The sequence below is a fragment of the Burkholderia sp. SRS-W-2-2016 genome (assembly GCF_001931485.1).
In the GTDB taxonomy this organism is placed as follows: Bacteria; Pseudomonadota; Gammaproteobacteria; order Burkholderiales; family Burkholderiaceae; genus Paraburkholderia.
Map to the genome: position 1 here is coordinate 105,736 of NZ_MSDV01000020.1, position 11,532 is coordinate 117,267.

Sequence of the window (11,532 nt, forward strand, 5' to 3'; positions counted from 1 at the left end):
TTGCGCGTGGCTCGCGGAGGGCGGGGCCGCGTCTATTTAACTGAAGTTGGAGAAGCATTTCCATGAGAGAAGCTGTCATCGTCTCCACCGCGCGCACGCCGATCGGCCGCGCGTTCAAGGGGGCATTCAACCAGACGAAGTCGCCGACGCTGCTCGCGCACGCGCTCGATCACGCAGTGCGGCGCGCGTCGATCGATGCGGCTGAAGTCGAGGACGTCGTGATCGGCTGCGTACTTTCGGCCGGCACGTCGGCGATGAACGTCGCCCGCAATGCGGTGTTCGCGGCGGGATTTCCGGCGACCGTGTCCGCGCAAACGATGGACCGCCAGTGTTCGTCCGGCCTGATGGCGATTGCGACCGCGGCCAAGCAGGTGATGGTCGATGGAATGGACATCACGATTGGCGGGGGCGTCGACAATATCTCCGCGGTTCAGAACGACTACTTCGCGTGGTGCGCCCGCGAGCAGGATCCGAACGCCATAGCGCATGCACCGCACGCGTATATGCCGATGCTGCAAACGGCGGAGTGCGTGTCGGCCCGCTACGGCATCAGCCGCGAGGCCGCGGACCGCTACAGTTTGCAGTCCCAACAACGCACCGCGGCCGCGCAGGCGGCCGGCTATCTGGACGCGGAGATCGTGCCGATCACGACGACGATGAGCGTCACGGACCGGCACAGCGGCGAAGTCCACTCGCGCGAGGTGACGCTTGCGCGCGATGAAGGCAATCGTCCGGAGACCAGCTACGAAGGGCTCGCGAGTCTCAAACCGGTGCTTGCCGATGGCGTGGTGACCGCCGGCAACGCAAGTCAGTTATCCGATGGCGCGTCGGCGTGCGTGGTGATGGAACGCTCGCTCGCCGAGCGCCGCGGACTCAGTCCGCTCGGCATCTATCGCGGCATCGCGGTCGCGGGGTGTGCGCCGGAAGAAATGGGCATCGGTCCGATCTACGCGATACCGAAGCTGCTCGCCCGGCATGGCCTTAAAGTGGCCGACATCGGCCTGTGGGAATTGAACGAGGCGTTTGCGTGTCAGGCGTTGTTCTGCCGCGATCATCTCGGCATCGATCCGGCGATCTACAACGTCAACGGCGGCGGTATTTCGATTGGTCATCCTTACGGTATGACCGGGGCGCGGCTGGTCGGGCATGCGCTGATCGAAGGCAAACGGCGCGGTGAAAAATACGTGGTCGTCAGCATGTGCGTGGGCGGCGGAATGGGCGCGGCCGGGTTGTTCGAGGTGGCGTGAGGTGGCATCGATTTCAGTTGAGGACGGGAACAGACAATGAGATTGAATCAGAAAGTGAGCATCGTCACCGGCGCGGGGCAGGGCATTGGCGCGGCGACCGCGCTCAAGTTTGCGCGCGAAGGGGCGATCGTGATCGTCGCGGATCTGCGCGAGGACGCGGTGAACAAGGTGGTCGACGCGTGCCGCGACGCGGGCGCCGACGCGCTCGGTTTCACGCTGGACGTCGCCGATCGCGCGGCGGTGGACCGGATGGTCGCGGCGATTGGCGAGCGCTATGGGCGCATCGACGTGCTGGTGAACAATGCCGGCATTACCCGCGACGCCCGTTTGCAGAAAATGACGCTCGAGCAGTTCGACGACGTGATCGACGTGAACCTGCGCAGCGTGTTTCATGCATCGCAGGCGGTGGTCGATGGAATGATCGAGCGCGGCGGCGGGGTGATTCTGAATGCGAGTTCGGTGGTCGGCATTTACGGCAATTACGGCCAGACCAATTACGCGGCCGCGAAGTTCGGCGTGATCGGTTTCACCAAAACGTGGAGTCGCGAACTCGGACCGAAAGGAATTCGCGTCAATGCGATTGCGCCCGGCTTTATCGACACGCCGATTCTCTCCACCGTACCCGATGAAGTGCTGGCGAAGATGCGCGAGCAGGTGCCGTTGCGCCGGCTCGGCCAGGCCGACGAAATCGCCAACGTGTACGCGTTTCTCGCGAGCGACGAGGCCAGCTACATCAATGGCGCGGTGATCGAAGTGTCCGGCGGCATGACCTTATAAGCGAGCAGATCAATGACACCCTACGCAACGCTCAGCCGTCGCGGCGATATCGCACTGCTGTGCATCGACAACCCGCCGGTCAATGCAATATCGCCGGCGGGGATCGGCGCGCTCGTCGCCGCGCTCGATGCTTTCGACGCCGATCGCAGCTATCAGGCACTCGTCGTTTATGGCGCAGGACGAACCTTCGTGGCGGGCGGCGACATCGCCGCATTCGAGTCGCCGGACTTTTCGACCGCGCCGTTCAACCGCTTTCTGGCCCGGCTCGAAGCACTCGACCGGCTGGTGATTGCGGCATTACATGGCACGGTGCTCGGTGGCGGGCTGGAACTCGCGTTGGCCTGCCACTACCGGGTCGCGCAAACGCGCACGCAGTTCGGGCTGCCCGAGGTCAAGCTCGGCATCCTGCCGGGCTCGCTCGGCACGCAGCGTCTGCCGCGTCTGGTGGGCGCGGCCGCGGCGCTCGATCTGATCGCGAGCGGGCGCAGCATCGGCGCGGCCGACGCGCTGCGGATCGGTCTCGTCGATGAACTGAGTGACGATGCACCGCTGGAAGCGGGCCTCGCATTGAGCGCGGCGCTGCTCGCGCGGGGTGCCGCGCCTCGCCGCATCAGTGAGTTAGAAGTGCCAGGCGACGGGCTCACGGCAAACTTCTTCGAAGACGCTCGCGACGAAGCACTGCGCCGCAAACCGTTCTATCCGGCCGCGCGCGCGATCGTCGACGCGGTGCAGGCATCGCGTTTGCCGTTCGCCGAAGGCGAGGCGGTCGAGGCACGGTTGTTCGAAGCGCTGCGTGTATCGCCCGAATCGCGAGCGATGCGCCATCTGTTCTTCGCCGAGCGGCAAGCGGCGAAAATCCCCGGCTTGCCGCGCGATACGCCGCTGCGGCCGGTGCGTTCGGTCGGCGTGCTCGGCGCCGGCACGATGGGCGCGGGCATCGCGATGAACTTCGCGAATGCCGGCATTCCGACCGTGCTGGTCGAAACCTCGCAGGCGGCGCTCGAACGCGGCCTCGGCATGATTCGCGGCAACTACGACGCGAGCGCGGCGAAAGGCCGGCTCACCGCGCAGCAGGTGGAAGAGCGGATGGCCTTGTTGTCGGGCTCGCTGGACGACACCGCGCTGGCCGATTGCGATCTCGTGATCGAAGCGGTGTTCGAAAACATCGATCTGAAAAAGCAGGTCTGCGCGCGGCTCGGCGCGGTGTGCAAGCCGGGCGCGATCATCGCGACCAATACGTCGACGCTCGATGTCGATCAACTGGCCGAAGCGAGCGGACGCGCGGCGGATTTCGTCGGCATGCATTTCTTCAGCCCCGCCCATGTGATGCGTTTGCTCGAAGTGGTGCGCGGCGCGCGCACGGCGCCCGACGTGCTCGCCACCGTGATGCAACTCGCGCGCACGATTCGCAAGGTCGCGGTGGTGTCGGGCGTGTGCTACGGGTTCATCGGCAACCGGATGCTCGAGGTCTATCTGCGCGAAGCGGAATGCCTGCTGATGGAAGGGGCCAGCCCCGCGCAGATCGATGGCGCGGTCGAGGCACTCGGTTTCGCGATGGGCCCGTGCCGGATGCTCGATATGGCGGGGATCGATGTCGGCGCGAAAGTGGTGATCGAATGCGGCAAGGCGGGCGGGTTGCCGCCCGACGACAGCTATCGCGCGATGGTGCGCGAGCTGTTCGAGCTCGGCCGCTTCGGCCAGAAGAGCGGCGCGGGCTACTACCGTTACGAGGGCCGCAAGCCGGTGGCCGATGCGCAGATCGCGCGCATCGCGCAGGAACTGGCCGCGCGTCACGGCATCGCGCGGCGCACTGAGATCGGCGGGCAGGAGATCGTCGAGCGGCTGCTTTATCCGCTGATCAACGAGGCCGCGAAGATTCTCGAAGAAGGCATCGCCTATCGTCCCGGCGATATCGACATGGTGTGGACCGCCGGGTACGGTTTTCCGGACCACAAGGGCGGGCCGGTTTTCATGGCCGATGCGATCGGCCTCGATCGCATTGTCGAGCGCCTCACGCATTACGGGCAGGTGCGCGGCAACCGCTTCGGCTATTGGACCGTGTCGCCGCTGCTGGCCTCGCTCTCGCAACGCAAGTTGTCGCTTGGCGGTGCGCGCGCAGCGCTTTGACCGCTGCGCGCCGATTCTGATCGGGCTAACCCGCCGTTGCGAGTTGGACCCGATCAGCCCCGGTTCACAGGCGCATTCGGATCGCGCTCCGCGAGTGCCTCCAGCAGCGACTCCGACGGCACGAAGAACAGGCTGCCGGTCACCGCGCGGCTGAAATCGAGCAGCCGGTCGTAATTGCCCGGCGGCCGGCCGACGAACATGTTCTCGAGCATCTGTTCGATCGGCGCGGGCGAGCGCGCATAGCCGATGAAATACGTGCCGAACTCGCCCGAGCCAGGCCGGCCGAACGGCATGTTGTCGCGCAGAATTTTCACTTCCTCTCCGTTTTCGTCGAGCGTGGTCAGCGAGCTATGCGACGAAGTCGGCTTCACGTCGTCGTCCAGTTCGATATCGTCGAGCTTGGTGCGCCCGATGATGCGTTCCTGCGCTTCGACCGATAGCTCATTCCAGGCCGCCATATCGTGCAGATATTTCTGCACGAGCACATAACTGCCGCCGGCGAATTGGGGATCTTCTTCACCGACCACGGTGAAGTGCACCGCCTCGTTGCCGACCGGATTCTCGGTGCCGTCGACAAAGCCGACCATGCTGCGCTGATCGAAATAACGAAAGCCGTGCACTTCATCGACGGTCGTTACCGCGTCGCCGAGCCGGCTCATCAGATGCGTGGCCAGCTCGAAACACAGGTCCATCTGGTCGGCGCGGATGTGCAGCAGGATGTCGCCGGGCGTCGCCAGCGCGTGACGCTCGCCGGAACCGAATTCGCGGAACGGATGCAGGCCGGCCGGGCGGGGCGCGCCGAACAGCACGTCCCATGCGGCGGAGCCGAACGCGCACACGCACGATAGTCCGCCGTCGGGGATGCGTTTGCCGACCGCGCGCACGAGGCCGGCGATATCCGCGCAACAGGCGCGCACGGTCGCGCGGTTGGCTGCGTCCGGCTTGATCGTCATGACGATGAAAATCGCGCTGCGCTTCGCCTGCGTTGAGACGGCCTGTGGTTCGAAAGTGACGGCGGCGGGGATTGGAGTATCGGACATCGCGGAGAGACCTTTGTTATGACGTTGCGGGGCAACCGGATATATAACCCGAAGCGCTGCAAAACGCCATTAAGAGCGGTGCCCGTTCGATCGAACTCGCGGTGGCGCGCCGCTCTATCTCAGGCGCTAAGCGCCCGGACCCGCCGCGACGCCGCGCGCATACGCCGGCACTTCTGCTTTTCCAGCCATTGCAGCGATTCCTGCACGACTTCGGGCGGAACGCCGCTGAAGGACGCGCCGCGAAGCAGGGTTGCGCTGGCGGCAATGTCGTTGAATTGGCCGAGCGTGTCCTGCACCGATGTCAACGCCTTGATGGTGCGACCGTGTCCGCCTTTGATAACGGGTTGAAAGAACTCGAGTAGATAGCGGAGTTTTTTGCCGGCCTTGCGCACGTCGTGCAGTTCTTCCTCGTGAGCGGTCTCGCTGCGCGCCGCGCGTTGGCTGCGCTTCTCAAACGCGCGTTGCGCCAGACGGACCCGTTCCTCGGCGAACGCCTGAACGGGCAGATCATTGCAACACGCTTGCAGTACGGTTTGCGCGCGCAGCAGCGCGTCGTTCAGAAACGGTTCGACGGTGTCGCTATTGAGCAGCGTCCGGCTATCGAGCACCGCCTGTGCGCGCTTCTCTTGCGCCGCGCTCACCAGCAGTCCGAGCGATGCGCGGGACTCCTGAGCAACGCGTAAGAGATCGCCGGCAATATCCCAATCGCGGGTTTCGCCGGCCACTGCCGCGAGACGCCTGAATTCTTCGGTGGCCTGGGTGGTCGCTTCTTCTCCGAGGTACGGCGAGTACGCCCAGTACAACGCGCGAAGTTTTCTGAAAGCGACGCGAAGCTGGTGAAATCCCTCTGCATCGCTTTCGGTGGAAAGTTCTCTGGCCCTTTGCACTGCTTCGGCGACGACCGGCGCCGCCAATAAGGAAAAAGTACTGGCGATCGAGTCTGTTTTTGAAAGGGCAGAACCTTTCGGACGACGGGCGACTTTGAAAGGTACGTTGGGTCGTGGCAAGCGCCAGTCGGCGTCCATATCCATTACGGTCTCGCGTCCGAAAAATATCGAGTTGCCGAGACCTTACCATGCCGGTTTTCGACCGCCGGATTTGTGACGATTTGATGAAATGCCGGCGGACGTGTCGCGTGCTCAGCAATCGCGTTGTGAGATTGCTGGCGCGTGCTGTCTGTATTAGGATGATCAGCCATCTGGCGCCACCCAATACATCTGTACGTAAAGCGCGCGTCAAAAATGGCTAGAGACAAGTAGGAGTTCGTTTTGAAGAAGCGCGCAACCGTGATCTGTCGCAGAGGTAAGCGAATCCTTCTGGTCGCACGTAATCAATCAAAGTGGGCTTTGCCGGGTGGAATTCTCAAGCGTGGAGAGCATCGCTCGGATGCCGCCCTGAGAGAACTGAAGGAAGAAACCCGGCTCTCGGGAAGATCGGCCAAGCACCTGTTCGACTTCCGCGGCAAGCAGAAGCACCATCATGTGTTCTTCTGCGAAATTCCGAGTCGCGCGAAAGCACGTCCGAGTAACGAAATCGCCAGGTGTCGCTGGGTTCATCTGGACGACCTTCCTCGACTGATTACCAGCGGGCCGACAACCGATATCGTGAAGCTGATGAATCAGCGGCGCAGAAAGTAGGCCGGCTATCGAGCGCTGTCGGCCGGTATGTTCGATCGGAGAAGAGGTAAGGGCGCGTGGCGGGTGCCGCGATCGCAAGTCGGTGGGATCGATGCAGCGCAGCGCGTAAAGCGGTTGAAGCGCGGTTGAAGCGAACTCCGGCGGCACGCCGAAAAACAAAAAACCCCGTAAGACAAAAATCTTACGGGGTTTCTCGATACTAAAGCTTGGTGCCCAGGAGAGGACTCGAACCTCCACGGTGTTGCCACCGCTAGGACCTGAACCTAGTGCGTCTACCAATTCCGCCACCTGGGCACGTCTTCAAGCTAGACCGCTATTTTAGCGTGATGTTTAAGCTTGTCAATCCCTACTTCGAACAAACTTGCTTTTCTCATCCGCCCGGTTGAAACAGCAGCGAAGTGATGCAATCGCTACCGAACCACCGTCCTGCTCATCCGACTTTCGATACCGCAAACAGCGGTTTCAATTGCCGGGTCTTACATAAAAAGAGAGCCGCCCGAAGGCGGCTCAACTTTTCGAATCTGGTGCCCAAGAGAGGACTCGAACCTCCACAGTGTTGCCACCGCTAGGACCTGAACCTAGTGCGTCTACCAATTTCGCCACCTGGGCAGGTGATGAACTGCAAAGAACGCTATTATAGCTCGAATCTGACACCTGTCAAGCGTTTCGCCAAAACCTTTTTAACACCGCAATGCATCGGCGCAAGCGGCCCGCGAACCGCCACCGACGGCCCGCTTGGCCGGGCAACACGGGTGTTAGAATGCCTCGCAGTAGTTCGTCGGCACATTCACATATATGTAGGTATGCACGTATATGCGGATATAGAGTGTCCGTACGCGCGTCGACTCGGCGTTGAACGAGCCGGGTCCCGCCCGGGCGGTTTGCGGTGCAATCGCAGTAGAGCAGCAAGCAGCAGGTGCAATGACGATGCAGCCCAGGCGCGATGCAGATGCAGTTCAGCGACTGCGCGCATGCCACCAACGCCTTTTCAGGCCGGACCCCAGCGCCGACCGACGTCCATGCAACGAGAAAAAACCATCGACAAGCCCTTGAGCAAATTTCCGTATCCGATTCCAAGCCGCGAAGAAATCCTCGGCGTATTGCGCACGAGTGAAACGCCGCTTGCCGCGAACGACATCGCCGAAGCGCTGTCGATCAAGCGCCAGGAGCGCGAAGGATTTTTCAAGCGCCTCGGCGCGATGGAGCGCGATGGCCAGATCCGGCTCGATCAGCGCAATCTCTATCAGTTGACCCATCCGTCGAATTTCGTCGCGGGCCGCGTGCAGGGCCATCGCGACGGCTACGGCTTCCTGATTCGCGACGACGGCCAGGACGATCTGTTCCTGCCCAACGGCGAAATGCAGAAGGTCATGCATAACGACCGCGTGCTTGCGCGCATCGTCGGTTATGACCGGCGCGGGCGGCCGGAAGGGCACATCGTCGAGGTCACCGACCGCGCGAACAAGCGCGTGATCGGCCGGCTGCTGAACGAGAACGGCGCGCTGATCGTCGCGCCCGAAGACAAGCGCATCGGCCACGACATCCTGATTACGCAGAACACCCGCAAGGCGAAGGTCGGCCAGGTGGTGGTGGTCGAGTTGACCGATTTCCCGAGCCGTCATTCGCAACCGCTCGGCCGCGTGGCCGAAGTGCTCGGCGATATCGACGACCCCGGCATGGAAATCGAAATCGCGGTGCGCAAATACGGCGTGCCGCACGAGTTCAGCGGCGCCGCGCTCGACGAAGCCGCGCGCCTGCCCGACGAAGTGCGTCCCGTCGACATTCGCCATCGCGTCGATCTGCGCGACGTGCCGCTCGTCACGATCGACGGCGAGGACGCGCGCGACTTCGACGACGCGGTCTATTGCGAGCCGGTCAAGGTCGGCCGCGGCGAAGGCTTCCGTCTGATCGTCGCGATCGCGGACGTGTCGCATTACGTGCAGCCGCAAAGCGGGCTCGATACCGATGCGATCGAGCGCAGCACGTCGGTGTATTTCCCGCGCCGCGTGATTCCGATGCTGCCGGAGAAGCTGTCGAACGGACTGTGTTCGCTCAATCCGCAGGTCGACCGCTGTGTGCTGGTGTGCGACATGATCGTCACCGCGCGCGGCGACGTGAAGGCGTACCAGTTCTATCCGGGCGTCATGCATTCGGCCGCGCGGCTCACGTATACCGAAGTCGCCGCGGTGCTGAAAAACACCAAGGGACCGGAGGCGACCCGCCGCGCCGCGCTGCTGCCGCAACTGCAGAATCTGTACGGCGTGTACAAGGCTTTGTTCGCGGCACGCCAGAAGCGCGGCGCGATCGACTTCGATACGACCGAGACGTATATCGTCTGCAACGCGCAGGGCAAGATCGAGCAGATCGTGCCGCGTACCCGCAACGATGCGCACAAGCTGATCGAGGAATGCATGCTGGCCGCGAACGTGTGCGCGGCCGATTTCCTCAAGCGCAACAAGCATCCGGGTCTGTTCCGCGTGCACGCGGGGCCGGGCGCCGAAAAGCTCGAGAATCTGCGCACCTTCCTGCGCGGAATGGGCCTGACGCTCGGCGGCGGCGACACACCGCACGCGAGCGATTACGCGGCGCTGATGGCGCAGATTCGCGACCGGCCCGACGCGCAGATGCTGCAAACCATGTTGCTGCGCTCGATGCAGCAGGCGGTCTACAGCCCCGACAACATCGGCCACTTCGGTCTCGCGTATGAAGCGTATGCGCACTTCACGAGCCCGATTCGCCGCTATCCCGACCTGCTCACGCATCGCGCGATCTACGCGATCTTGCAGGGCCGCAAGTATCAGCCGCAGCCGTCGCAAGGCGTCGAGCTCAATACCGCGCTGTCGCCGCGCGCCCGCGCGATGCAGCAGGCCGACGAGGAAAAACGCGGCCCACGCGCACGCGGGAACAACGTCGCGATCTGGGAAGAACTCGGCTTGCACTGCTCGGCGAACGAGCGACGCGCGGATGAGGCATCGCGCGACGTCGAAGCGTGGCTCAAGTGTTATTTCATGCGCGACAAGCTCGGCGAAGAATATGGCGGGATGATCAACGGCGTTACGTCGTTCGGTATTTTCGTGCAGCTCGATTCGCTGTTTATCGAAGGTCTCGTGCACGTGACGGAACTCGGTTCGGACTACTTCCAGTACGACGAGATCAAGAACGAGTTGCGCGGCGAGCGTACCGGGATTCGCTATCGACTGTCGGATCGCGTGCGGGTACAGGTGAGCCGCGTCGATCTCGATGCGCGCAAGATCGACTTCCGCCTCGTGCGCGATACGCCGATCAAGCCGCCGATGGTACGCGGCGGAGCAGTCGACAAGAGCGCGGCGAACGCCGGCGACGGCGCGGGTCCGCGCGTGCGTTCGCTGCCGCCGGCCGAGCACGGCGGGGCGGCTGGCGCCCGGCGCAAGAAGGCCGCGCCGGCGCAGAGCGCGGCAGTCAAGGAAGCACGCGCGGCGCGCGGCGCGGCGAAGAAGCACGGCGCCGCGCCGAAGGCGGCGTCGAAGCCGGCACGCAAGAAGCGCTGAAGCTGTTGCAGCGCCATACCGCGCGCAGCGGGCACGTGAACGCGTGCCGGTTGCGCGCGGTATGCGTTTGATCGTGTCGATGTTTTTGGTGCGGGCACGCTGGGGCGGCGCGATGCGCGTGGCTACCGGGAAAGCCCGGCACAGGTATCCGGTTTTATCTTCATCACAGCGGCGCGCACTGACGCGCGCCCAATCAAAGGTTGTTCAGTCATGGCACGTCACAAGGTTTTATACGGTTTCCACGCAGTGACCGCGCGTATCCGGCACGATGCGTCGACGGTCGAGGATGTCTATTACGACGCGACGCGCAAGGACCGGCGGATGACCGAATTCCTGCACGTCGCGAAGGAAGCGGGCGTGCGCCTGATCGCCGCCGACGAAACGCGTCTGTGGGGACTCGCGCGCACTGAGCGCCATCAGGGTGTGGTCGCGCGCGCCGGCGATATGCCGCTCGCGCAGAACCTCGCCGAACTGCTCGACGGCATCAGCGGCTCGCCGCTGATTCTGGTGCTCGACGGCGTGACCGATCCGCACAATCTCGGCGCCTGCCTGCGGGTCGCCGACGCGGCCGGCGCGCACGCGGTGATCGCGCCGCGTGATCGCGCGGTCGGCCTGAATGCGACCGCCGCGAAGGTCGCGAGCGGCGCGGCCGATACGGTGCCGTACATCACGGTGACGAATCTGGCGCGGGCGCTGCGCGAGCTGAAGGACGCGGGCGTGTGGATCGTCGGCACGGCGGGCGAGGCCAGCAAGAGCGTCTACGAGACGGAGCTCGATGGTCCGGTCGCGATCGTGATGGGCGCGGAAGGCGAGGGGATGCGGCGTCTGACGCAGGAGACCTGCGACATCGTCATGCGCATTCCGATGGCGGGGACGGTGGAGAGTCTGAACGTTTCCGTTGCGAGCGGCGTGTGTCTGTTCGAGGCGGTGCGGCAGCGGGCGGTGAAGAAGTAAGGCCGTTTGCCGGTTCTGCTGTTCTTTTGCTGTTGGCCGATTGATGGCGCCCGGAACACTTTGGTGTTGCCGGGCGTTTTTGTTGTGGCCCGAGCACCTCAAGCAACCCGAGCCCGAAGCGCGAAAAAGCCCGAAGGCCCAGACCCCAGCACGGCTCCAGACGCCTCAAAAACGCGCCCAAAACACCCGAAAAAATCCGCCGAACCCCGCCCCAAACCCCCAC

At 63.6% G+C, this 11,532-nt stretch carries 8 protein-coding genes and 2 tRNA genes; 6 read left to right on the forward strand and 4 right to left on the reverse strand.

What is annotated here, in order from left to right; all coding sequences use genetic code 11:
• The first annotated feature begins 62 nt into the window (after window positions 1-62).
• The 3 genes from BTH42_RS09015 to BTH42_RS09025 are packed head-to-tail and all read left to right on the forward strand — an operon-like array spanning window position 63 to window position 4,151.
• On the forward strand, window positions 63-1,247 hold the full coding sequence (locus tag BTH42_RS09015; protein WP_075298059.1) for an acetyl-CoA C-acyltransferase: 1,185 nt from the start codon (window positions 63-65) through the stop codon (window positions 1,245-1,247).
• A 36-nt stretch (window positions 1,248-1,283) separates the two neighbouring features.
• On the forward strand, window positions 1,284-2,024 hold the full coding sequence (fabG, locus tag BTH42_RS09020; protein ID WP_075298061.1) for a 3-oxoacyl-[acyl-carrier-protein] reductase: 741 nt from the start codon (window positions 1,284-1,286) through the stop codon (window positions 2,022-2,024).
• A gap of 12 nt (window positions 2,025-2,036) precedes the next feature.
• Window positions 2,037-4,151 carry a 3-hydroxyacyl-CoA dehydrogenase NAD-binding domain-containing protein gene (locus BTH42_RS09025; RefSeq protein ID WP_075298063.1) on the forward strand — a complete coding sequence of 705 codons (2,115 nt, stop codon included), beginning with the start codon at window positions 2,037-2,039 and terminating at the stop codon, window positions 4,149-4,151.
• Window positions 4,152-4,204: 53 nt separating this feature from the next.
• On the opposite strand, the gene BTH42_RS09030 is transcribed toward BTH42_RS09025, so the two are convergent.
• Window positions 4,205-5,191, reverse strand: coding sequence for a Dyp-type peroxidase (locus tag BTH42_RS09030; protein WP_075298065.1), 987 nt, complete (start codon window positions 5,189-5,191; stop codon window positions 4,205-4,207).
• Window positions 5,192-5,310: 119 nt separating this feature from the next.
• Window positions 5,311-6,222 carry a CHAD domain-containing protein gene (locus BTH42_RS09035; protein WP_075298067.1) on the reverse strand — a complete coding sequence of 304 codons (912 nt, stop codon included), beginning with the start codon at window positions 6,220-6,222 and terminating at the stop codon, window positions 5,311-5,313.
• A gap of 237 nt (window positions 6,223-6,459) precedes the next feature.
• On the opposite strand from BTH42_RS09035, the gene BTH42_RS09040 reads away from it, so the two are divergent.
• Window positions 6,460-6,828, forward strand: a complete 369-nt coding sequence (locus BTH42_RS09040) for an NUDIX hydrolase (RefSeq protein ID WP_075298069.1) — start codon at window positions 6,460-6,462, stop codon at window positions 6,826-6,828.
• A 207-nt stretch (window positions 6,829-7,035) separates the two neighbouring features.
• Here the strand turns inward: BTH42_RS09040 and BTH42_RS09045 are convergent.
• Both BTH42_RS09045 and BTH42_RS09050 read right to left on the reverse strand, forming a co-directional pair.
• Window positions 7,036-7,122, reverse strand: a tRNA-Leu gene (locus BTH42_RS09045).
• Between the two features lie 228 nt (window positions 7,123-7,350).
• Window positions 7,351-7,437: transfer RNA gene (locus BTH42_RS09050), tRNA-Leu, on the reverse strand.
• Window positions 7,438-7,847: 410 nt separating this feature from the next.
• Here BTH42_RS09050 and rnr point away from each other — a divergent pair.
• Together rnr and rlmB are read left to right on the forward strand one after the other, a co-directional pair.
• On the forward strand, window positions 7,848-10,355 hold the full coding sequence (gene rnr / locus BTH42_RS09055) for a ribonuclease R (RefSeq protein ID WP_075298071.1): 2,508 nt from the start codon (window positions 7,848-7,850) through the stop codon (window positions 10,353-10,355).
• Window positions 10,356-10,565: 210 nt separating this feature from the next.
• The gene (gene rlmB / locus BTH42_RS09060) at window positions 10,566-11,309 is read left to right on the forward strand and encodes a 23S rRNA (guanosine(2251)-2'-O)-methyltransferase RlmB (RefSeq protein WP_075298073.1); all 744 of its coding nucleotides are present in this window, start codon (window positions 10,566-10,568) and stop codon (window positions 11,307-11,309) included.
• Window positions 11,310-11,532 lie beyond the last annotated feature (223 nt).